General features: G+C 58.4%; 20 protein-coding genes. 8 read left to right on the top strand and 12 right to left on the bottom strand.

Going from position 1 to position 21495, the window contains the following annotated elements:
* Nucleotides 1–82: 82 nt before the first annotated feature.
* The 3 genes from ACOYW2_RS25270 to ACOYW2_RS25260 form a co-directional block, all read right to left on the bottom strand.
* Nucleotides 83–2029 (bottom strand): methyl-accepting chemotaxis protein, encoded by a 1947-nt coding sequence (locus ACOYW2_RS25270; protein ID WP_482768363.1) that lies wholly within the window; start codon nucleotides 2027–2029, stop codon nucleotides 83–85.
* Between the two features lie 480 nt (nucleotides 2030–2509).
* Nucleotides 2510–3004 (bottom strand): cytochrome c3 family protein, encoded by a 495-nt coding sequence (locus ACOYW2_RS25265; RefSeq protein ID WP_482420482.1) that lies wholly within the window; start codon nucleotides 3002–3004, stop codon nucleotides 2510–2512.
* Between the two features lie 234 nt (nucleotides 3005–3238).
* Nucleotides 3239–3976, bottom strand: coding sequence for a lysophospholipid acyltransferase family protein (locus ACOYW2_RS25260; protein ID WP_482418567.1), 738 nt, complete (start codon nucleotides 3974–3976; stop codon nucleotides 3239–3241).
* Nucleotides 3977–4443: 467 nt separating this feature from the next.
* Here ACOYW2_RS25260 and ACOYW2_RS25255 point away from each other — a divergent pair, with 467 nt between their 5' ends.
* From ACOYW2_RS25255 to ACOYW2_RS25240, 4 genes are all read left to right on the top strand, one after another.
* Nucleotides 4444–4857 carry a MarR family transcriptional regulator gene (locus tag ACOYW2_RS25255; protein WP_218950983.1) on the top strand — a complete coding sequence of 138 codons (414 nt, stop codon included), beginning with the start codon at nucleotides 4444–4446 and terminating at the stop codon, nucleotides 4855–4857.
* A gap of 2 nt (nucleotides 4858–4859) precedes the next feature.
* Nucleotides 4860–5282, top strand: coding sequence for an iron-sulfur cluster assembly scaffold protein (locus tag ACOYW2_RS25250; protein ID WP_180138172.1), 423 nt, complete (start codon nucleotides 4860–4862; stop codon nucleotides 5280–5282).
* Between the two features lie 6 nt (nucleotides 5283–5288).
* Nucleotides 5289–5738: a MarR family winged helix-turn-helix transcriptional regulator gene (locus ACOYW2_RS25245; RefSeq protein ID WP_482418566.1), complete on the top strand. Its 450-nt coding sequence runs from the start codon at nucleotides 5289–5291 to the stop codon at nucleotides 5736–5738.
* A gap of 257 nt (nucleotides 5739–5995) precedes the next feature.
* On the top strand, nucleotides 5996–7291 hold the full coding sequence (locus ACOYW2_RS25240; RefSeq protein WP_482768362.1) for a hypothetical protein: 1296 nt from the start codon (nucleotides 5996–5998) through the stop codon (nucleotides 7289–7291).
* Nucleotides 7292–7308: 17 nt separating this feature from the next.
* Here the strand turns inward: ACOYW2_RS25240 and ACOYW2_RS25235 are convergent, their stop codons facing one another.
* The 6 genes from ACOYW2_RS25235 to ACOYW2_RS25210 form a co-directional block, all read right to left on the bottom strand.
* Nucleotides 7309–7758, bottom strand: coding sequence for a hypothetical protein (locus tag ACOYW2_RS25235; RefSeq protein ID WP_482768361.1), 450 nt, complete (start codon nucleotides 7756–7758; stop codon nucleotides 7309–7311).
* 365 nt (nucleotides 7759–8123) lie between these two features.
* The gene (locus ACOYW2_RS25230) at nucleotides 8124–9347 is read right to left on the bottom strand and encodes an ABC transporter permease (RefSeq protein ID WP_482768360.1); all 1224 of its coding nucleotides are present in this window, start codon (nucleotides 9345–9347) and stop codon (nucleotides 8124–8126) included.
* Nucleotides 9340–10353, bottom strand: a complete 1014-nt coding sequence (locus ACOYW2_RS25225) for an ABC transporter permease (protein ID WP_482768359.1) — start codon at nucleotides 10351–10353, stop codon at nucleotides 9340–9342. Before ACOYW2_RS25225 ends, ACOYW2_RS25230 begins: the two co-directional genes overlap by 8 nt.
* The gene (locus tag ACOYW2_RS25220) at nucleotides 10350–10565 is read right to left on the bottom strand and encodes a hypothetical protein (protein ID WP_482768358.1); all 216 of its coding nucleotides are present in this window, start codon (nucleotides 10563–10565) and stop codon (nucleotides 10350–10352) included. Before ACOYW2_RS25220 ends, ACOYW2_RS25225 begins: the two co-directional genes overlap by 4 nt.
* Nucleotides 10566–10823: 258 nt before the next feature.
* Entirely contained in the window at nucleotides 10824–11642 is an 819-nt protein-coding gene (locus ACOYW2_RS25215; RefSeq protein ID WP_482768357.1) for an outer membrane lipoprotein-sorting protein, read from the bottom strand.
* A gap of 109 nt (nucleotides 11643–11751) precedes the next feature.
* Entirely contained in the window at nucleotides 11752–11967 is a 216-nt protein-coding gene (locus tag ACOYW2_RS25210; protein WP_482768356.1) for a hypothetical protein, read from the bottom strand.
* Between the two features lie 495 nt (nucleotides 11968–12462).
* Between ACOYW2_RS25210 and ACOYW2_RS25205 the strand changes: the two genes are divergently transcribed.
* The 4 genes from ACOYW2_RS25205 (at nucleotide 12463) to ACOYW2_RS25190 (ending at nucleotide 19307) form a co-directional block, all read left to right on the top strand.
* The gene (locus ACOYW2_RS25205; RefSeq protein ID WP_482420474.1) at nucleotides 12463–13779 is read left to right on the top strand and encodes a dicarboxylate/amino acid:cation symporter; all 1317 of its coding nucleotides are present in this window, start codon (nucleotides 12463–12465) and stop codon (nucleotides 13777–13779) included.
* A gap of 569 nt (nucleotides 13780–14348) precedes the next feature.
* Nucleotides 14349–15923 carry a transporter substrate-binding domain-containing protein gene (locus tag ACOYW2_RS25200; protein ID WP_482768355.1) on the top strand — a complete coding sequence of 525 codons (1575 nt, stop codon included), beginning with the start codon at nucleotides 14349–14351 and terminating at the stop codon, nucleotides 15921–15923.
* Nucleotides 15924–15925: 2 nt separating this feature from the next.
* A complete protein-coding gene (locus tag ACOYW2_RS25195; RefSeq protein WP_482768354.1) occupies nucleotides 15926–17362 on the top strand; it encodes a sigma-54-dependent transcriptional regulator in 1437 nt (478 codons plus the stop codon).
* Nucleotides 17363–17969: 607 nt separating this feature from the next.
* A complete protein-coding gene (locus tag ACOYW2_RS25190) occupies nucleotides 17970–19307 on the top strand; it encodes an ammonium transporter (protein WP_482768353.1) in 1338 nt (445 codons plus the stop codon).
* A gap of 444 nt (nucleotides 19308–19751) precedes the next feature.
* Here the strand turns inward: ACOYW2_RS25190 and ACOYW2_RS25185 are convergent, their stop codons facing one another.
* The 3 genes from ACOYW2_RS25185 to ACOYW2_RS25175 all read right to left on the bottom strand — a co-directional run bounded on the left by ACOYW2_RS25185 (nucleotide 19752) and on the right by ACOYW2_RS25175 (nucleotide 21434).
* Entirely contained in the window at nucleotides 19752–20549 is a 798-nt protein-coding gene (locus ACOYW2_RS25185) for a sulfite exporter TauE/SafE family protein (RefSeq protein ID WP_482768352.1), read from the bottom strand.
* A gap of 161 nt (nucleotides 20550–20710) precedes the next feature.
* Entirely contained in the window at nucleotides 20711–21157 is a 447-nt protein-coding gene (locus ACOYW2_RS25180) for a FadR/GntR family transcriptional regulator (RefSeq protein WP_482768351.1), read from the bottom strand.
* Between the two features lie 40 nt (nucleotides 21158–21197).
* The gene (locus tag ACOYW2_RS25175) at nucleotides 21198–21434 is read right to left on the bottom strand and encodes a winged helix-turn-helix domain-containing protein (protein WP_482768350.1); all 237 of its coding nucleotides are present in this window, start codon (nucleotides 21432–21434) and stop codon (nucleotides 21198–21200) included.
* Between the last annotated feature and the right edge of the window lie 61 nt (nucleotides 21435–21495).

The raw sequence follows: 21495 nt of genomic DNA, 5'->3' as shown, positions 1-21495 counted from the left end.
CCATACCATAAATTCTCTTTGGAGACAAAAAAAATGGGGGGCCAAAGCCCCCCAAGTTGAAAAAAAAGTCACTTTTTTACTTTCAGACCTTGAAACGGCTCACCAGACCACTCATTTCATCGGAGAGCGTGGCCAGGTTATCGGCGTCGGACTGAACGCGGCTGCTGTTGTCTGCAAGGAATCTGGCCTGGCCGTTGACCTCCTCCATCTCCTCGGTGATTCCGTGGGTCTCTTCGCTGCTCTGGGAGATGGTGCGGGTGACCTCGTCAATGCCCATGGAGGTCTGGGCCACGTTGTCGGCAATCTCCCGGGTGGTTACAGACTGCTCCTCAACAGCAGCGGCGATGCCCGCTACAATTTCGCTCACATTGGAGATGATGGTGTCGATTTCGGCGATGTCGCTGCTGGCCGCGTCCGTGGAGTCCTGGATTCCCCGGATTCGGTCGGTGATTTCCCCAGTGGCCTCGGCCGTCTGGCGGGCCAGGTCCTTGATCTCCCCTGCCACCACGGCAAAGCCCTTACCGGCCTCTCCGGCCCGGGCCGCCTCGATGGTTGCATTCAGGGCCAAGAGGTTGGTCTGGTCCGATATCTCGGAGATGGTCTCAGTCACCACCCCGATGTCCCGGGCGGCCGCGGCAAGCTGTTCGACCCCTTTGGCCACCCCGCTGGCCTTGCTGGCCGCCTGGGTGGAGATTTCCCGGGCTCGTCCTGAGTTACCGGCAATCTCCGTGATGGTGGCGGTCATCTCTTCGGCGGCCGAAGCGATCATCCCCACGCCCGCCGAAGACTGGTTCATGGCGGCGGCCACATCGGCCATGTGGGCGTTGAGCTCCTTGCCGGAGGTGGTGACGGAAACAGCCTTGTCGCTCATGTCCCCGGAGGCGGTTTTCATCTTGTGGGTGACCCCGGAGAGATCGGTGGAGGCGCCGTCGATGATCTTGGTTTTTCCGGCAATCTGGGTGATGAGGTCCTGGAGGTTGCCCACAAAGGTGTTGAACCACTGGGCCAGCTCGCCGATTTCGTCCCCGGACTGGATGCGGATGCGCATGGTCAGGTCTCCCTCCCCCTGGGAGATATCCCTCATGCGGGAGGCAATGCGCTTGATGCGGGTGACCACCATGGCCTGGGTGAGGGTTCGGACCACGAGCCAGATCACCACCATGGTGATGGTGGCGATGATGATCAGCTGGTTCCGGAGGGTGACGGCCGCGGCAAACACCTCCTCAGACGGTGCATTGATGACGGTGATCCAACCGGACAAGTTCTCCTGCTTGAAGACGGAGATCTTTTCCTGGCCTTTGAAATCATAGGTCCTTAACCCGTTTTTCAACCGGAGGATCTCCTTGCTGAAATCAAACATGTTGCCGTTGAGGGTGAGGATCTTGCTCTTGTCCGGGTAGGCGATGACCGCCCCGTTCTCTTCCATGACAAAGGCATAGCCTGTCTCCCCCACCTTGATGGGGTCGATGAAGAGTTCGGTGACGGTGTTCATCTTGACCACGAGGCTGATGACACACACCACGGCGTTGTTAGCCGTCAGGGGCAGTGATTCCACGTAGACGGGCTCGCCGCTTACCTTGCTCTTGATTACCCGGGAGGTGACGGGCTGGCCCTTGAGGGCTTCTTTGAAGTAGGTCCGGTCCGAAATATTCAGGGAGTTCTCCACCCCGGGGACTGCCGAGGCAATGATGGTTCCGTCCGGCAAGGTGATCAGGAAGTTTTCGATGCTGGGAAAGGTCTCAAGGATGCGGGAGAGCTTCTCATGAACGGCCCTGCGCATCAGGGTGTCCTGATTGATGGCGAAGTTTCTGTACAGGGTGTCCGACCCCCAGTAGTGCAGCAGGGAACGGTTGTCTCGGATGAATTTTCCCAGGACCTCGGAGGTTGCCTCGGTCAGTGAGGTAAGCTGGGTGTGAACGCTCTGCTTGAGAGCATTTTTGGAGCTGACATACCCGAGGGTGGTGATGGCCACAAGGCCCGTGAGGATGATGAGCAGGACAGGTATAAGGAATTTTAGGCGTAGCTTCATGTGTGGTTCTCCGTGCCAACGTTGAAATATAAGGGGTGAAGAAAGGCTCTTCACATATTGCCTAACGAAGAATAAAAAAAGGCCGGGTAGGGCAGCTTTATTTTGCTGATAACGCCATGGAAGTCGCGTTTCGTTTTGCCCGTTGTGAGATGTTGTATACTTAGTTCAATCTCACTAATGTAGTCTTAACGGCACGGAACTATGTTTACTTAAGAACTAATTCGGAATTTTTCGAAACTTTTTTAAAACGAAGAATAAAACAGGGGAAACCTGTCGTTATTTTAGATGATTACCGGATTGCTGACAGAAGGGATCACCCGCGCTCTTTTCGTGTGGATTGGGTAAGTGAACGCCGGAGAGGAAGGGATGGGTGGGCAAAGAGCCGCCGGGAAGTGGAGGGCGGGAGCAGGCAATGAAAAAGGCGCTTTTTCCTGAAAAGGAAAAAAGCGCCTTTAAACAGATGCCCTGAATCAGGGACGACTACTTTTTAATTTTGCCTTCGGTGTGGCATTTTTTGCAGCTTGTGGGGGCCGGCCCTTTGGCTTTCTTGTCTTTGGCCTTCTTCTTGAACTCTTTGTTGAAGGCTTTGTGACAGGTGATGCAGTTGTCATGGACGGCCTCAGCATGGTACTGACGCTTTTCCTTGCCCTTGAGCTTTTTCTTGCCTTTGCCCTTGGGAGCCCGGCCGAGCTTGTCGTGGCACTCGATGCAGCGCTGGACATCATCACCCATGGTGAGCTCCAGGGCTTTGCCGTTTTCATCGTGGTGGCACTCACCACAGCCGATCTTGTAATCTTCGTGGTGCTTTTTGTGAGTAAACGGTACCGGACTGTACTTGTGTCCGCCGGCTTCGGTGTACTCTTTGGTTTTCATGTCAAAGGTGTCTTCCACGGTGGTCCCTGCCCAGAGAAGACTCACCGCCGCAAGAGAGACCACAAGGGCGGACAGCAGCGTAATCAAACGGGTTTTGTTCATTTTTAGTTTCCTTTCCTCTCCCAGTCGGTGACGGTTCGGTACGAAAGGTGCAGCCCGTGGCTGTGTCGTCAACTCCGCAGCGGCCGTCCCGGTTTAAAGCGTGATTCCCCTAAAATCACCATTTACAGAAATTATAAACGGGGTGATCTTATCAGGGGGAACTTTCAATGTCAATTGGTTCTCAGTGGATTTATCCAGTAGAAAACCATGGATTTATGATGTGTTTATAAAAGGTTACCCTTGAAGGGCTTCCTTCGGGTCAGGGCGTGGAACCGGGGTGGGAACCGGGATATCCCGGGGGTCGGAGACACCGGATTCGAAATAGCGATCGGCCTGGTACATCATGGCATTGAGCCGGTCGTCAAGCAATTGGCGCGCCTCTTCACAGGCCTCCCGGGAAGCGCCCTCTTCCACATGGATGGGTTCGGCGTACATGAGCATGATGCGGGAGAAGGGCTTGGGGATGATGGTGCGGTCCCAGCTTCGCAGGGTCCAGTGGTTGTCGCAGCTCCACATGCCGGCCTGGATGGGTCGGCCCGATTTCTGGGCCAGTGCCACGATGCCCATCTTGGAGATATAGGCAGGGCCGGTGGGGGCGTCGCAGGCCAGGGCCGCAGGGTGGCCTTTTTGGACGTAGGGAACCATCTCCAGCAGGGCCTCGCGGCCTCGTTTTTTGGAGGATCCCCGCACGGAGATCCAGCCAAAGGCTTCGACATAGCGGGAGGCAAGCTCACCGTCCCGGCTCATGCTGGCCATCACCACCACCTCTTTGAAGCGGTAGTACCAGATATAAGGAATCAGGCGCTGGTGCCATGTGACATACAGGACATTGCCGTGGGTGCGGCCCCGTTTGTGGGCGGCGCCAGCGTCTTTGCCGAAAATCTCCAGTCGGCAGGTGGCAAAAAGAAGGGAAAAAAGGACCCGTGAAAGAAGGCCGATTGCGTAGGACAAAGGGGGACTGAGCTTCTTCAATGATCGTCTCCATGGGTTTAATCTGCGGGTCTGGACCCGATGGGAAAATTCCTGGGTCGCTATTCTATCCTCGGGGTGTAAATTGATCAATTGAAAAAGCCTGTTGGAAATTTGAGGGTGTTCGAGGTACACTCATGGGCCTTGGGACCCTTTGGATAGGAACCCTGACGCCCGGTCACCGGATAAAATCCATTGCAGTTTTCTTCAATTATGCTATTGCATCGGGTGGCGCGGACGGTGCCGTTTCCGTATTGTATAGTGAGGGTAAATCGGTCGGTTAGCTCTGGTTTCCGGAATGCATGCCCCACGGGGGCCTGCCCGTGACGGAGGGCGCGTCTGTTCAGTGGGCCGAACCGCTTTGTGATCAACCGGGGTACGGCCTTCTGTGTTTTGGATATTGCCCTCTGGATTCAGAGGTGTTGGGTGGATCCCAAGGGGGATGGATACTTTTTTTGCAGGAGGCATCGGTGAAAGTCAGGCAACTTGCCCGTCAAATTGTTGAGTTTTACGAAAAGATTTCCTCCTGGGAGAATTCGGTGGTCAAGGGGAGCGGGTTGACCCCTTCCCAGATGCACACCATAGAGATCGTGGGCCACGAAGGTCGTCTTCGCATGCGGGAGCTGGCCGAGAAAAAAGGGGTCACCACGGGAACGGTGACGGTAACGGTGGATCGCCTTGAAAAAGAGGGGTACCTCCGGCGGGAAGCCCATGAAAAAGATCGCCGTTCCTATGAAATTGTGCTGACAGACAAAGGCGAGGCGCTTTTCAGGCGCCACCATGAATATCATGTGAGCTTAACCGAAGAGATGGCAGCGGCCCTCACTGAGGAGGAGATGGTTCTCTTTTCCGGGATATTATCGAAGGTCAACGGAGTATTTTAATCATGGATCATCACGAGCAGAATTTTCTGGAGCAGCATTCAGACGAGTATATTGAAATGGCGTACAGCTACGAAAGGCTGGAGCGCGTGGAGAACCCCGACGGCTACGGCAAGCGCGTTGGGGACTGCGGGGACACGGTGGAGATGTTCCTGACCATCGAAGAGGAGACCATCAAGCACGTCGCCATCCAGATCGACGGATGCCTCAACACCATCGCCTGTGCCAACACCGTGGCCTCCATGACCGAGGGGCGGACATTGGAAGAGGCCTGGGAGGTGACCCCTGAAAAGGTTGCCGGCTACTTAAAGACCCTGGAAGAAGATCATTTCCACTGTGCGGAACTCTCCGTGGGTGCCTTTTTTCTTGCCCTGAACGATCATCGCAAGAAGACCCGAAACGGATGGAAAAAGACCTATACCCACTGAGGTGTTATGGACGAAACCCCTGACAACCGCCTTTTTTTTCTCATCAACCGAAGCCGTCATGTGCTGCTGAAGTGGGCCGATGCCATCCTGATGGAGAAGCTTTCCGTCACCTCGGCCCAGCTTGCAGCCCTTTTTATCCTTGAAAAGGAAGACGGGTGTCTCTTAAAAGAGCTGAGCCGGGGGCTGGGGCTGAACAATTCAGCCATCACAGGCCTGGTGACCCGCATGGAAAAAGCAGGGCTCATTGAAAAACGCAGCTGTCTTGAAGACGGGCGTGCTTTCCAGGTGTATATTACCCCCAAAGGGGCCCGAACCGCCGCCCTTGCCCTGCCACTGGTGGATCAATTCAACGAGTTCGCCTCAGAGGGGTTTACCCCGGAGGAGATGGAGACGGTGTGCCGTTTTCTCGGCTCTGTCATCCACAAAATTTCCTGTGCCCAGACCCGCCCCTCCTGATTTGGCTTCCTGCGAAATTCTATCCTGTTTTGTGCTTGAAATGATAGGTTGCAGCGTTGTTTTTCGGGATGGGTCGCACTTTATTTGCCAAACCTCTGTCTGTTTGTTCTGAAAATCGGTCTTTTTTATCGTTAATGAGTGCTTTTTGCCCTTGGTGTGGGTGAATGTTGAAAACTTTTTCTGGCTCGCCCTTCCGAAGGCCTGGATTGTTCATAACTTTTCAACAGGACCCTGCCTGAAACCAGCCACAGGACACAATGACGTTTCCCCTGCTCACAGAATGGATCTTCTGGTTATGGGTGGCTCTGGTACCTGTGGTGGCGCTGGCCCTTGTCCGGGCCGTGCGCATCATCGGCTGGGCTCTCTCCCTTACCCGTGAGATACGCGCCCTTGAGGCGCGGGCCAAAACCGCACCGGATCATGAGGCTGCCGCCCTTGGCGTGGTGGTCTCTCACTGCAGGGCGACCCTTCGCTCTTTCTCCCCCGACCTTCCAAGCCTTGACGATCTTCACGGCTACCTCACCGAAGTTGCCGCCGCCTTTCACCCCGAGGCGCCTCGCCCGGAGCTGAGGGTGTCTGTGGGCCACCTGATCCGAACCCTGAACCGTTCCCTGGATCGCTTTGACGCCGTGCTCGAACGGCCTGGCCTGGCTCGCCTCAGGCGGGTGAGAGTTGCCACGGTCAAGACCAGCACCCGTCGGTTGAAACGGGTCACCGGCTTTCCTCCGGTGCGCTGGTACCTTCGTTTCAGGCGCTGGGTTTCCGGCATGAACGTCTTTCGCCTGCTTCTCCTCCCCGATCCCGTCTCTTGGCTGATTACCCTCTCCGGAAATCTCTCCCTCATGGTTCTGGGCAAGTGCCTCCTGACCGACCTTCACCTCTTTGTGGGCACCACCGCCCTGGAACTCTATGGCTCACCGGGTGCCGAAGGGGATGCCTCCGGCGGGGAGCCTGCTCCCGAGGCCATGGAAGAGGTCTTAAGGGAACTTGAGGGGCTCGACGATGCCCCGCCCGCAGCCATGGATCCTGCCCTTGCCCCCCTTCGCAGACGGATCACCGGGGTGTCGGCGCTTTTTCATCCCACCCCCGGCCTCTCTGTATTTGGGAAAACCGTAAAAGAGTCCGCTGAGCTTCTTGCCCAGAAGCACTTCCCCGAGGCGGACTCTCCCCTTGATGAGGCCAGAATCGGTCCCATCCTGGAGCGTACCCGCCACCTTCTGGCGCAGCTGGGCAAGGGAGAGTCTCTGCCTGTTGCCGGGCGTCTCTTTCGCGTCCGCCTGGACACCCTGGCAACAGTTCGCCGGTATGCCGAAGAGAGCCTGCCCAAAAGCCTCAAAGAGGCCGTCACCCACGGGAAAAAAGCCTATGGCTGGCTCAAGTGGCCCCTGACCGCTTACCGTCTTACGGCCAGGGGCGGGCTCCTCAAGGTGGCTGCGGGCCTGGGATGGCGTACTGCCGGAAAGGGCGTCACCCTCTTTTTGTACGGGCGCCTCTACGACTACGCCATGGAAGACGTGGACAGCGTGATGAGGCGATCCAAAGAGATGGCCTGACAGCCACGCAAGGTGGTTTAGAGTTTGGGCACGGGCCGTGAGGTTGCCTGGAAGTCCCTCATGAACATCTCCGGAATACTCTGGGACTCAAAGGTCTCCTGTCCCTCTTTCATGCCGAACAAAGAGAAGCAGAAGCCGATGGCCGCGGCACCGTTAAAGACGACCCGGGCGGCGTTTACGGATTGAAGGGCCGGGGTGGACACGAAACTCCAGAGGGCCGGATCCAGTGAGACACCGGAGTCGGTTGCCTGGCCGCTGATGGTGGCCAGGCCGGTCTGGGTGTTGATACGGCCGCTGAGCTCAAAGGTGTAGCTCATAAACGAGAGCTGGCTCCCGGTCTGGAGGACTTCATCACTTCCTTCCGTGGTCGTGGCAATGGTCATGGTCTCGGTGATGGACTGATAACTGCCGCGCTCCGGGATAAAGATGGTGACGTTGTAGGTGCCGTCAAACTTTTGCTGTGCCATGGTGATCTCCTTTGGGTCGGACAAACGAAGGTTAAGGGATTGCTGTGCCCATGGGGCGGCATCTGCGCAACCGCTGGTGCGGCAACAGAAAGAAGGTGGGGCTGTCTGTGGCGGAGAAGGAGGCGATGGTGGGTGCAGAACGGCGGTGAATACAAGGGGGCCCATGGGAATGAATGTTTGGGTAAACCTTGTAATTTATAGGGGTTGATGGGTGCCCTGTCAATGTTTAAGATGCGTTGATTTTTCGATGTTGAACGGGCCATGGTACGGAAGGCCGAACCCGGCCGGAAAACCAGGGGATTCCCAGTCAACAGGCCACACCGGACCCGGGTGCGATTTTATGAAAATCGCGATCATTCCAGCTGTTATGTATACCGGAGGGCCTCCACCGGGGTGATGCGGGCTGCTTTGGTTGCCGGGTAAAGGCTGACAACCAGGCCCAGGGTGACGATAACCCCGTTGGCGGTGAGGATGTCCGTGGGGGTGAGCACCGGGATGATGATGCGAGGCATGCCCCACATCTCGGTTCCCGCGGCAAGGGCGGAGAGGTCGATGCCGTGAATGGCGATGAGAAAGACCGTGGCAATACCCAGGATATTGCCTGCCGTAAGGCCCAGGAGCAGCAGGAAAAGGGACTCCAGGAGAACCCCCCGGATGATACCCGAAGGGCTCATGCCCAGGGCCCGGATAAGGCCGAATTCCCGGATTCGCTCGAAGACAGCCATGAGGGTGGTGTTGACAATGCCGAAGCCCATGGCAATAAAGACCACCCCGTACCAGATGTAGATGAAGGAGTCCGATAGTTTCAGGTACGCGGCCAGCATGGGCAGGCGCTCCTGCCAGGTGGTGACGGAGAGGGACTCGGTGTTGAGGGCCTGGCTTATGGTCCTGGCCACCTCCTTTTCTTCTCCCATCTCAGGCAACACAATGGAGACCTCCGAGAGGCGGTCCCCCAGTCCCAGCATCTGTTGTGCAGCCCCAAAGGGGACAAAGAGATAGGTCTTTTCGGTTGCTTCCAGGTCCGCGTCAAAGACCCCCACGATGCGAAAGGCTTTGGAGGCGATTTCTCCTTTTGTGTCCTGGCTCATGAGGATGAGCTTGTGACCGATCCTGGCCTCGTAGGCGTTGAGAAGGGCCCGTCCCACGACCACCTTGCTTTTGTCCGAGGCCTTAAGGGGGCGCCCTTCGGTGACGGCCCCGCCGATAAACGAGACAAAAGGCTCGCGCTCCGGGTCCATACCCACAAGGGTCACCCCGCCGGAGTGGCGCGCGTTGGCAGCCACGGCCCCTACGCGGATGCGACCGGTCCAGTGGCTTCCCCGGGGAAGGCGTGTCGAGAGGGCCTCTTTGTCGATGGCGCCCTCACCAAGGGAGTAATCCACCACCGGATCGTCCATGTACTCGGGGTGCTGGATCTGGATGTGGCCGGTGAGGGTCTTGATGCCGTTGCCCAGCATCTCCCGCTGCATGCCCCGGGTCAGGGCGCTTAAGAGGATGATGCTCCAGATCCCGATGACCACGGCCGTTGTAATCACCAGGGTGCGCCTCGGGTTGCGCCAGATATTGCGCCAGGCCAGTTCGTTATGCATGGTGCATCGCCTCCACGGGGTTCATGTTCCGGATCTTCAGGGCGGGAAACAGGGCGGAAAACAAGGTGATGGCAAGGACGGCCACCGGGCCGATGGTGGCCGAGAGCAGCGAGAGCTTGGGATAGAGGCGGCCGCTGATGCCGTATGCCTTCATGATCTGGTCACTTCCCGGGATGAGGATGCCGTGGGACTCGAACCAGAGGGTCAGGATGGCTCCGAAGGCGATGCCCACCGCAAGGCCCGTTGCCGTCATGAAAAAGGATTCGGTTAAGACCAGCCCCATGAGGCGTCCCGGGGTGGTGCCGATGGCCATCATCACCCCGAACTCCCGGGTGCGCTCGAAGATGGCCATGACAAAGGTGTTTAAAATGCTGAAGGCCACCACAATAATGAGGATCAGGTACATGATGAGCCCGCTCACCAGATCCATCTGGATGCTCTGGAGAAGCCCGGGGATGAGATCCATCCAGTCCAGGGCCACCGGGGGAGGCCCGTTGTGGGGCAGCTCTGCCAGCTTGGCGTTGAGCTTCGCCTTCAAGGGCGCCACCTCCGACAGGCTGCTGGCCCGGATGGCCACCTCGTGCACCCCGCCTTCCATGGTAAAGAGATCCTGGAAAAAGGCCAGGGGCAGGAGCACCACGTTGCGGTCATAGGCATCCAGCCCCGACTCGAAGATTCCCTGAACCGCCACCACCGTGGCCGCCACCGATCCGTCCCGGCCCTGTCCCAGAAGCGTCAGCTCATCCCCCACCCCCACCTTGAGGTTCCGGGCCAGGGTCTCCCCCACCAGGGCCGCGTCTTCCCCTTTGAAATAGCTTCCCTGCCGGATGATGGCTGCCAGGGTGGAGACTTTCTTTTCGCGCTCCGGGTCCACCCCCGTGACCATGCACCCGTAGGTTCGGCTGCCGCTGGTGACCAGGGCAAACCCGTTGGCCCTGGGCGCTGCGGCCACCACCCGCAGGTCCCCGTCCAGCAGAGCCGCTTCGGTTTCATCATCCCAGTTCAATGCCAGGCGCACCTCCCGGCTTTGGCTTGCACCTGAAGATGCCCGGTGCGCAAGGAGACCGAGGCGTTGATCATGGTCTCGTAGGTCCCAAACTGAAAGGAGAGCATAAACACCAGAAGCAGCGCGGCAAAGGCAATGGCTGCAATGGTCAGCAGCGTGCGCCTCGGATTCCGCCAGATATTCCGCCATGCAAGGGCGATGTCTGTGTTCATTGAAAGGCCTCATGGGGGCGGGAGGTTAAGAAAAAAAGTAACTATTCAGCTCCAAAAAACAGCCTCCGGCGGCAAGCAGATAGCAGATGTCATTTGTCCCTCGTTCCTCGGGTCACATCACATCTGGATTTAAAACGGCATTCATGTACCTTTTTTTATGAGCTGTTTGTTAAACTTTTTAAACGTTTAGCCCCCGGCAGGGCCGCCGGAGGCATAAGCTGAATAGTTACGAAAAAAAATGGGTTTTTCTTGCGGCCCTTATTTTCCCACCTTGATCAGGTTGGCCCGGGTAAAGGTGTTGGCTGGGAGTTCCCGGGTAAAGGTGAGGGCGTCGTAGACCATGACGGTGTATTCGTCCTGTGTGTCGGTCTTGGCCATCTTCCAGGTCATGGGAAAGAGCTTACCGTCCACGGATTGGATATCCGAGGCCGTCATCTCCTTCACCGGTTCCAGCTCTTCGTCAAAGAAGGTCTCTTTCAAGAGAATGTGGTCGTCCCGGATCTCAAGGGTGATCCTGCCCCAGATGACCGGGGCGTCGGGCTTGGGGTCGGACTGAACGTTATAGATGGTGTGGCCGTTTTGGGTGGTCTGTCCCGTGAGGCTGTGGGTGTAGTCGTAGATGAGGCTGTCGGTCTTGGCCAGGTCGTTGTTGGAGAAGTCCGAGCCCTGCCAGCTCTGGCTCATCATGGAGGGGGGCAGCTTGATGATTTTGTTGACCTTGGGGTTGTAGATCCACATGGTCCGCCCTTTTTTCAGGGTACCGTTGCCCCTGTCCTTGGCCGGGGACTTGATGACAAAGAGGCTCTCGGATTCTCCCTGGGTCCAGGCGTCGAGGGAGACGGTGCGCTGCCAGGTGGGGCGGTGGATGGTCATGGTGAGCCGGGAGACGGAGGCCTCCCCGCGCCAGTAGTCAAAGGCGGCCCGGACAATGGGTTCGGCTGATTCTCCGGTGCAGGGGGCGGGCATGAGACACAGCACCGGCAGGAGAAGGGCAGCCAGGACGCGTGTCAGAAAAATCACGCTCCGTGGTGCATGGGAGCTTTCTTGGAAGGTGCGGTGGGGGAAAAGCAGTTTCATCGCGGGCTCCTGGGGTGGTGGGTTGCCTCAGGCGGTCGCAAGGATAACGCGGCCATGTCTCCCCTGTTTTTGCACAGCAATAGATGGATTTCAATGGGTAATCACAGGGCTATATAAAATCCTCCCCGGGACGGGACGCCTTGGAATCGAGCCCTTGAAGGGTGACGGGCAGGGTGTAGAACTCCACCCGCAGTTTCACGGGACCGGTAATCACCACGTGGTGATAGCGCTCCGGAAAGATGACCACGGGGTGATCGGGGTCGCAGTCGATGGGGTGGTCCTGATCGTCTTCCCAGACGAACTGGCAGGCCCCCTCTTCCACCACGAGAAGCCCGCACTTGCCTTGGGGGCCATATGCTTTGCAAGGATGCCCGGTGCAATTGTGGTTTCGTCCATGGTGGGGGTGGCACCGGCGCGTTCTGCGCCGGGAGGCAACTGGGCGTTCTGGAAGTTCATGGGTACCTCCTTGGGTGGGGGATTCATGGGGGCTGAAAGCCGGGAATCGGGCTTTCGGATGTTAGAAGATAAGCACCCCTGCACTTTTTTCAAACCCTTATAACCTGCGACCCGTTATAACCTGGGGGACGCAGGGTATCTGTCTGGTTTTTGTGGCGGATACCCATGTACCGGGCGGCGGCGCTTTCAACAGGTTATATCCCTTCCGAGGGTGCGCAGGGAGCACCTTAATGGAAAATATGCCTGTGATAACAGGGGGTCATGCATTTAACGGGGCGGTTGGCATTGTCTGTGCTCTACTTCTATTCAATCAAATTAATTTGGGTTGCATTTAAGTTTTATTCATCAAAGATGGGGAATAGACATGACACAGATAAGCAGTGAAAAGAAATCAGGCCTGTTTGGGTGGTATTTCAACACAAACCTTTTGCTCCGTATTCTCATCGGCCTGGTGGCCGGTGCAGTGGCCGGCTTGATCTTCGGCCCCAAGATCGCGGCCGTGGCACCCCTGGGAACCGCCTTTGTCCGTCTGCTGAAAATGATCGTGATGCCGGTGGTGATCTTTACCCTGGTGGTGGGCGCGGCCAGCGTGCATCCCTCCCGCCTGGGACGCATCGGCGTCAAGGCCCTGGTTCTCTATCTGTTGACCTCGGCCTTTGCCGTGGCCATCGGCCTTGTCTTTGCCAACCTCTTCAACCCCGGCTCGGGCATGGAGCTGGTGGGCATTGCCGGTGCCAAAGGCAAGTCCGTGACTCCGCCCTCCATGGTGGATACCCTGCTCAACATCATCCCCACCAACCCCTTTGGAGCCATCACCTCCGGCAAGATGCTCCCCACCATCTTCTTCGCCATCTTTTTCGGCATCGGCCTCTCTCACCTGCGCGAGAGCGACGACGACCGAATTCAAAACGCCGCCCAGACCATGTTTGCCTTTTTTGAAGGCGGCGCCGAGGTCATGTACAAGGTGGTGGGCTGGATCCTTGAAGTGGCCCCCATCGGTGTGTTTGCCCTTATCGCCGTGGTCTTCGGAAAGCAGGGAGCCCAGGCCTTCGGCCCCCTGGCCCTGGTGACCCTTACCGTCTACGCTTCCTTTATCTGCCATGCGGTGTTTGTCTACGGCGGCCTTTTGACCCTTTACGGTATCAACTTCTTTGAGTTCCTCTCCCGAGCCCGCGCGGCCATCATCACCTCCTTTGTGACCCGAAGCAGCGGCGGCACCCTTCCCGTCAGCATGGAAGTGGCCGAGAAGAACCTCGGGGTTTCCCGCGGGGTCTACTCCTTCTCCCTGCCCCTGGGCGCCACCTTGAACATGGACGGTGCCGCCATCTACCAGGGGGTCTGCGCCATCTTTGTGAGCCTTGCCATCGGCGCTCCCCTGGCCCTGGACATGCAGCTGACAGTCATTGCCACCGCGGTTCTCATCTCCATCGGTTCTGCCGGGGTCCCCGGTGCCGGTGCCATCATGCTTCTCATGGTCCTTGAGTCCGTGGGCCTTAAAGTCGAGCCCGGCTCCGCTGTTGCCGCAGCCTATGCCATGATCTTCGGCATCGACGCCCTGCTGGACATGGGACGAACCTCCCTGAACGTCACCGGCGACCTGGCCGTGACCTGCGCAGTGGCCAAGTCCGAAGGGGAACTTGATCAGGCAGTCTGGGAACAGGGAGCCTCCGTGGAGCTCTAATCCGTCTTTCTTGTAAGGTCTGACGAAACGGGTCGGATGCGTTTTTCCCGCCGGGAAATAAGGTGTCCGGCCCGTTTTGTTTGGATGGCTATTCAGCCCGACACCGCCTTCCATGGTTATATAGGTTGGGTTTGATAAACAGGTCATCGTGAACGCCTCGGACCGGCGAAAGGTATGGGCAATCCGACCGGTGTATACGTACCGGAGATTCAACCGAAACGTTTTTGCGGAGCTTTTTTAAAAAAAGCGACCCGCCGGAGGCCACTGAATCGTTCCCTTTTTTGTATGGCTTTTGCCATCTGGGGCAAGGGGTTGAAAAGATGAAACCCGTATTGACAGAAGAGCCCTCGGGGGCCATAACCAAGGACAGGTATCAATGGTTTACCCAAGGAACAGGTCGGTTATGAGAGGTTGTCGTTATTTTGCTTCAGGGGCCGTGTCACACGGCCCCAAGTGCCCGTGGGCAGCACGGTGCGCCGCCCTTTTTCTGCTTTTTCTTCTCCTGGCCCAGGCCCTGGGCCCCCGAGCCGCCCGGGCCCCACCGCACATTTCGTAACAAAACCTACATCGTGGGCGGCGACTACTACTATCCCCCGTATGAGTACCTGGATGAAGAGGGCAATCCCAAGGGCTACAACGTGGAGCTCACTCGGGCCATTGCCGAGGTCATGGGCCTCAACATCGAGATCCGCCTGGGCAACTGGAGCGAGATGCGCACCGCCCTTCAACATGGGGAAGTGGACATGCTGCCGGGCACGGTGTTCACCGAAGAGCGACTGTCCGTGTTCGATTTTGTCCCCCACGCCCTGATCCACCAATCCATTTTTTACCGCAAAGGCTCCAGGCCGGCCAAGAGCGTCGACGACCTGGTGGGCTCCGAGGTCATTGTCCAGGAAGCCGGATCCATGCACGACACCCTGGTCAAGCACGGCGGCATCAAGGTTATTGTTTCGGACACCCATGCCAACGCCCTGAGGATGCTGGCCGCAGGCCAACACGATTACGCGGCCGTGGCCAACCTGCCGGGGCTTTATCTCGGGCGCAAACACCGCCTCTCCAACATCGTCACCTCGGGCAAGACCGCGGTGAGCTTCAAGTACTGCTACGCCGTAAAAAAAGGGGATGCAGAGCTTCAGGCCCGGCTGAACGAGGGGCTCTCCATTTTGAAGAACACGGGGCGGTACCAGGAGATCTATGACAAGTGGCTCGGGGTCCTGGAGCCGAGGACCCCGTCGTGGACGCGCATCATCAAGCTCAGTATGGTGGTGGTGATCCCCCTGGTGCTGATGATGGGCGCCATCCTCATGTGGAACCGCACCCTGAAGCGGGAGGTGGAAAACCGAACCCGGGAGCTTCATCTCCAGCAGCAGCAGCTCATCCAGGCGGACAAGATGGCCTCCCTGGGGATTCTGGTCTCCGGGGTGGCCCATGAGATCAACAACCCCAACAGCCTGGTGCTTTTGAACACCCCGGTGATCATGGACTCCTTCGAAGACCTGTGGCCCATTCTGGAGGCTTACTATCAGGAACACGGGGATTTCTGGGTGGGGGGCCTTGAGTACACCCGCATGCGTGAGGAGATCCCCTACATGCTGGCGGAAATGCAGGCCGGGGGCAAGCGCATCAAGCACATCGTGGAAGACCTGAAGGACTTTTCCCGCATCGACAACTCCCGCCAGATGGAGATCATGGATTTGAACGAGGTGGTGCGTGCGGCCACGCGGCTGGTGGATAACTCCATCAAAAAGGCCACCCACTCTTTTTCGGTCTCCTGCGGCGAGGGGCTGTACAAGGTCCGGGGCAACCCCCAGCGCATCGAGCAGGTGGTGGTAAACCTGATCTTGAACGCCTGCCAGGCCCTCACCGCACCGGAGCAGGCCATCTCCCTTCAGACCTTCAACAGCCCGGACCGCAAAGGGGTGGTCCTGGAGGTGCGCGACCAGGGCAGCGGCATCAACCGCATGCCACCTGCCACGGCCACCGATCCCTTTTTTACCACCAAGCGGGACACCGGCGGCACCGGACTGGGCCTTTCGGTGTCCACCACCATCGTCAACGAACACGGCGGGGTGCTGTCGTTTGCCTCCGAGCCCGGCGAAGGCACCACCGTCTCCCTTCGACTCCCCATGTTCAAAAGGATGTGACCGTGATTCCCAAAAAATCCCTCTACCCCTCATTCAAGGTGCTGATCGTTGACGATGAAGAGCCGTTTATCCGAAGCCTCTCCATCGCCCTGGAGCGGTCGGCCGGCATCAACAACCTCACCCGCTGCCAGGACAGCCGGGAGGTGATGGGGATCCTGTCCCAAGGGGGCTTTGGCCTGGTGCTCCTGGATTTGAACATGCCCTGGCTCTCCGGGGACAAGCTCCTGTCGTCCATCATCGAGGAGCACCCCGATGTGGTGGTGATCATTATCAGCGGCATCAACCAGATCGAACCGGCCGTGCGGTGCATGAAGCTGGGGGCCTACGACTACTTCGTCAAGACCAACGAGGAGGACCGCCTGGTCATGGGCGTGAACCGGGCCATTCAGATGGTGGAGATGTCCAAGGAGCACAAGGAGATCAGAAGTCGCCTTCTCCACGACCGCCTGGAACACCCGGACGCCTTTGAAGAGATCTTGACCGGCGACAAAGCCATGCGGGCCGTGTTCCAGTACATGGAGTCCGTGGCCAAAAGCGCCATGCCCATCCTCATCACCGGGGAGAGCGGCGTGGGAAAAGAGCTCTTTGCCCATACCGCTCATCGCCTCAGCGGGGTGGAAGGGCCCCTCATTTCCATCAACGTGGCCGGCCTGGACGACAACGTCTTTTCCGACACCCTCTTCGGGCACGCCCCCGGGGCCTTTACCAGCGCCCACGGGGTACGCAAAGGGATGGTGGAGCAGGCGGCCCAGGGCACCCTCTTCCTCGATGAGATCGGGGACCTGAGCGTCACCTCCCAGGTGAAACTGCTTCGCCTTATCCAGAACGGAGAGTACTACCCCCTGGGGAGCGACCGGCCCAAGCGCTTAAACGCCCGCATCGTGGTGGCCACCAACCAGGACCTGGATAAGAAACAGGCCAAAGGCGAGTTCCGCAAGGACCTCTACTACCGCCTCTGCGCCCACCACGTGCATATCCCCCCCTTGCGGGAGCGCAAAGGGGATATTCCCCTTCTCCTGAACCACTTCCTCGGCGAAGCCGCCGACGCCCTGGGCAAAAAGCGGCCCACCTACCCCCGGGAGCTGGAGACCCTCCTTGCCAACTACCCCTTCCCCGGCAACGTCCGGGAACTCCAGGCCATGGCCCATGACGCCGTGAGTACCCACAAGGCAAAAATGCTCTCCCTGGATGCCTTTAAACGCAAGATCGGCTCCATGACCCTGCCCGCCCATGACCAACGCCAAGCCCTAGCCCTCCTTGAGGACGACAGCGTGTTCGTGGCCACCAAATCCCTGCCCTCCGTCCATGACGTCACAGATCTCCTCGTGACCGAGGCCATGAAGCGTGCCGACGGCAACCAGTCCATCGCCAGTCGCCTCATCGGCATCTCCCAGCCCGCCTTAAGCAAACGCCTCAAAAAGATGAAGCAGAGCGACTAAGGGCTGTGCTCAAAAAGCGTGCCTCCGTCAGCAAATGTGTAGGGGCGTTAGCCCCGGAGCATTTGCGATCCTGGGATCCAAGGGCTCAGCCCTTGGCCGCCGGAGGCCGTTTTTTGAATCGAAGGCATGTCTTTTAGTAACTATTCAGCTCAAAAAAACAGCCTCCGGCGGCAAGGTGTGCCACCTTGAAAGCAGGTTGCGGATGTGTTTTGCCCCTCGTTCCTCGGGTCAAATCACATCCGCCTTTAAAGTAAAAATTCACTCAAAATGATTTTTTAAAACCTGTTTGTTAAACCCGCCTTTATAAAATCAGGCAAAAGTTTAGCCCCCGGCAGGGCCGCCGGAGGCATAAGCTGAATAGTTACGTCTTTTAAAGGTTTTATCGAGGGGCGAAAAACAACAAAACTGCAATCAATACGACTTGTGAATTACATAAGTGTAACTTTGTTTGCGGGGTTGCCGTGTGTGGATTTTAATGGAAACGCTGAATTTCGAGATGACGTGTCAGGCCGTGGTGATGGCACGAAACTTGATTGGGGATATCCCCGAAATCATGACGAAATTTTTCGTAAGGGACTTATTGTGAACTTTCTGATGGGGATAAACGATGAGACATTGGGTTAGAACAGCGGTGATGGCGGCTGGGGCATGGGCGACGCTCAAAGGGGCGGCCTTTGCCCTCACTGGGGACGGGGTGGACACGGGCAGTACGAGCTGGATGCTGATCTCAACGGCCCTGGTGCTTTTGATGGTGCCGGGCCTGGCCATGTTTTACGGCGGGCTGGTGCGGACCAAGAACGTACTTTCCACAATGATGCACACCTTTGTGGCCCTGGCCGTCATCGGGGTGCTCTGGGTGGTGTGCGGGTACAGCCTCACCTTTGGAGAGAGTATCCTGGGCGGGTTCTGGGGCTGGAACCCGGACTATTTTCTGCTCTCCGGCATCGACTCCCGGGTGACGGGCGGGATCCCCGATTACATCATCGCCATGTTCCAGGGAAAATTTGCCATCATCACCCCGGCCCTGATCAGCGGGGCCATTGCCGAGCGGGTCAAGTTCAGGGGGTACATTGCCTTTATCGCCTTGTGGTTCCTTTTTGTCTACGCCCCCTTGTGCCACTGGATCTGGGCGCCGGACGGTTGGCTTTTAAACACCGGTGCCGCCGGGGTCATCGACCTTGCCGGGGGGCTGGTGATCCACGTCTCCGCAGGGATCAGTGCCCTGGTGGCCGCCTTGTACCTGGGGCCCCGCAAGGGGTTTCCGAAAACCGCCTTTCACCCCAACAACCTTGTCATGACCATGATGGGCGCAGGCCTCCTCTGGGTGGGATGGTTCGGGTTCAACGCCGGTTCCACCCTGGGCAGCGGCCTGGACACGGCCCGGGCCCTGGCCATGACCCAGATCTCCGCCGCCGCAGGCGCCCTCACCTGGCTGGCCATCGAGGCGTGGATCTTTAAGAAGGCCACGGCCCTGGGCTTTGTTTCGGGCATCCTGGCAGGCCTTGTGGTCATCACCCCGGCCGCCGGCGTGGTGCAGCCTGGCGGTGCCCTGATCCTGGGGGCTCTTTCGTCCTGCCTCTGCTACTGGGCCCTGACCCTCAAGCCCAAACTCGGCTACGACGACTCCCTGGACTGCTTCGGCATCCACGGCGTGGGCAGCGGCCTGGGCGTTCTCATGCTCTCCTTTTTTATCCGGGACAGCTGGATGGACGAGGCCTCCGCCGCCGCAGGAAAAGCCTGGGGCCCCTTTGATCAGCTCCTTGTCCAGCTCACCGGCATGGGCGCAACCATCCTTCTGGCCGCCGGTGTCACCTTTGTCCTGTGCATCGTCATCGAAAAGACCCTGGGCTTCCGCGTGGACGAAGAGTCCGAAGTCATCGGACTCGACCAGGTCCTCCACGGCGAGACCGGCTACGGGTTGGGCGGTCAAAAAAGGCTTTCGTAACGGGCAACGTGGTTGAAAAAACAAGCCTCCGGCGGCAAGGGGCAAGCCCCTTGACCCCAGGTTCGCGAATGCTCCCGACCTTCGTTCCTCAGGTCGATCACATTCGCTGACGGGCTTCGCCCGCAAAGGGTGACCGGTTTCTGGGCTGCCTTGAACGTTGAAATAAAAGAGGCCGTGTGCCGCCCATGGGGTGACACACGGCCTTTTTATTTAGTCAGTGTAGTTGCCTCCGGCGATCTTTCTGGAGGTATGGTTAATTAATGCCGATCGTCGTCACGCTACGGTAACGTATCCTGTTATTGGGACGTTTGTGGTCCGGGCCGCATACACCCGAATCCCGGTTTGAATACCATTGCGCTTTTGACCTGAGGAACGAAGGGCAAAAGCGCAATGGCAACCTGCTTTCAAGGTGGCTCACCTTGCCGCCGGAGGCGTTTTTTTGTCTTAAAACACGCTGATGAGCATGCGGGTGGCCACCACGTAGAGGAGGATGGCGAAGATGCGTTTGAGTTTGTCTACGGGCAGGCTGTGGGCGAGTTTGGCGCCCAAGGGGGCGGTGAGGACGCTGAAGCAGATGATGCCGAAAAGGGCCGGGAGGTAGACAAAACCCAGGGAGAGGTCGGGCAGGCCCGGGGTGCCCAGGCCGTTGAGGATGTAGCCGAAGGCCCCTGCCAGGGCGATGGGCAGGCCGATGGCCGACGAGGTGCCGATGGCGTGATGGACCGGGATGTTGCACCAGGTGAGGAAGGGAACCGACAGGGTGCCGCCCCCGATGCCCACGAGGCTGGAAAAGGAACCGATGATGCCCCCTGCCCCGAAGATGCCTGCGGTGCGGGGAAGCTGCCGGGAGGCCGCGGGTTTTTTGCCCAGGATCATCTGGGTGGCCACGTAATAGAGAAAGGCCACAAAGATCCCTTTGAGGATGTGGGTGGGGAGGGTGGAGGCCACGCAGGACCCGGCAAAGGTCCCCACGATGATGCCCGGGGTGATGCGTTTGAACACATCCCAGCGCACGGCACCGCGCTTGTGGTGAGCCCGGAAGCTGGAGACCGACGTGAAGATGATGCTGGCCAGGGAGGTGCCCAGGGCCAGGTGCATCATGAGCTCCTGGGGGATGTTCTGAAGGGTGAAACTGAAGACTAGCATGGGCACGATCACCAGACCGCCCCCGATGCCGAGGAGTCCTGCCAGGACGCCGGCGATGGCGCCCACAACCGCGTAAATCATAAACGATGTCAGCATAATCCCCTTATTGTCCTATTCTGGATTCTAAAAGCAGCCTCCGGCGGTCCTGCCGGGGGCGAAACGTTTCAAACGTTGAACAAACAGGTTTAGCTTGGGCTTTGCGGAAGCCTTGGCGAATCATTTCACCCCGAAAAACCAGGGACGAACCACAGGGACAATCAGCTATCCGCCGGAGGCCATTGTGACTCCTCTCCTTCAAACACGGCCTGCTCCACGGTTTCAAGGTGGCGGCGCATGGCGGCTTCGGCCCCTGCGCTGTCTCCCCGCTCCAGGGCATCGATGACCTCCACGTGGGCGATGACCGACAGGCGGCTGCGCTCGGGGGTCTGGAGTGCTTCGGTGCGGGACTCCGTGAGGATGGAGGTGAGGTTTTTCACCACATTGAGCAGGATGCTGTTGCCCGATGCTTCGGCAAGGCAGAGGTGAAAGGCCTGGTCTATGTCCTCGGTGGTCTCGCCTGCCAGGGCCCGTTTTTCCTGTTCAAAGACCAGCAGCTTGAGGCGGACGAGCTGGTCTTCGGTGATGTGAAGGGCTGCCCGGGCAGCAAGCTGGGGTTCGATGATGCGCCGGACGTCGAAGATCTCTGCGAGGCGTTCGGTTTTCAAAGGGACCACCCGGGCCAGGTGGGCGGCCAGGGCCGACTCGTCAGGCTCGGAGACAAAGGTCCCGGCTCCCCTGCGTGTTTTCGACCATTCTTGCTGCTTGGGAGACGTTGTTCCGGATGGCCTCTCGGATGCAGCTCCGGGAGACGCCGAAGTGTTCGGCCAGGCTTCGCTCCGAGGGAAGCCGGGTGCCCGGCGGCCACTCGTCGCTCTGGATGCGGGCGGCAATGGCTTTGGCCACCGTGTGAAAGAGGCGGCCCTCCGTCTCTATTTTGGTCATACCAATACTCCATGAAGATGTTTTTTGGTATGACCAATATCACGGCCTTCAGACCACTGCA

The organism is Desulfoluna sp. CLI2B (assembly GCF_056847375.1).
The sequence above is the reverse complement of the archived record's forward strand: the minus strand, read 5'-3'. Positions and strand labels throughout refer to the sequence as shown.

What these genes read in the sequence shown, in the direction of transcription:
- ACOYW2_RS25265 (WP_482420482.1), bottom strand. Translation starts at nt 3,004, where the DNA reads ATGAACAAAACCCGTTTGATTACGCTGCTGTCCGCCCTTGTGGTCTCT.
- ACOYW2_RS25250 (WP_180138172.1), top strand. Translation starts at nt 4,860, where the DNA reads ATGGATCATCACGAGCAGAATTTTCTGGAGCAGCATTCAGACGAGTAT.
- ACOYW2_RS25240 (WP_482768362.1), top strand. Translation starts at nt 5,996, where the DNA reads ATGACGTTTCCCCTGCTCACAGAATGGATCTTCTGGTTATGGGTGGCT.
- ACOYW2_RS25235 (WP_482768361.1), bottom strand. Translation starts at nt 7,758, where the DNA reads ATGGCACAGCAAAAGTTTGACGGCACCTACAACGTCACCATCTTTATC.
- ACOYW2_RS25215 (WP_482768357.1), bottom strand. Translation starts at nt 11,642, where the DNA reads ATGAAACTGCTTTTCCCCCACCGCACCTTCCAAGAAAGCTCCCATGCA.
- ACOYW2_RS25175 (WP_482768350.1), bottom strand. Translation starts at nt 21,434, where the DNA reads ATGACCAAAATAGAGACGGAGGGCCGCCTCTTTCACACGGTGGCCAAA.
- ACOYW2_RS25185 (WP_482768352.1), bottom strand. Translation starts at nt 20,549, where the DNA reads ATGCTGACATCGTTTATGATTTACGCGGTTGTGGGCGCCATCGCCGGC.
- ACOYW2_RS25270 (WP_482768363.1), bottom strand. Translation starts at nt 2,029, where the DNA reads ATGAAGCTACGCCTAAAATTCCTTATACCTGTCCTGCTCATCATCCTC.
- ACOYW2_RS25220 (WP_482768358.1), bottom strand. Translation starts at nt 10,565, where the DNA reads ATGAACACAGACATCGCCCTTGCATGGCGGAATATCTGGCGGAATCCG.
- ACOYW2_RS25205 (WP_482420474.1), top strand. Translation starts at nt 12,463, where the DNA reads ATGACACAGATAAGCAGTGAAAAGAAATCAGGCCTGTTTGGGTGGTAT.
- ACOYW2_RS25230 (WP_482768360.1), bottom strand. Translation starts at nt 9,347, where the DNA reads ATGCATAACGAACTGGCCTGGCGCAATATCTGGCGCAACCCGAGGCGC.
- ACOYW2_RS25245 (WP_482418566.1), top strand. Translation starts at nt 5,289, where the DNA reads ATGGACGAAACCCCTGACAACCGCCTTTTTTTTCTCATCAACCGAAGC.
- ACOYW2_RS25190 (WP_482768353.1), top strand. Translation starts at nt 17,970, where the DNA reads ATGAGACATTGGGTTAGAACAGCGGTGATGGCGGCTGGGGCATGGGCG.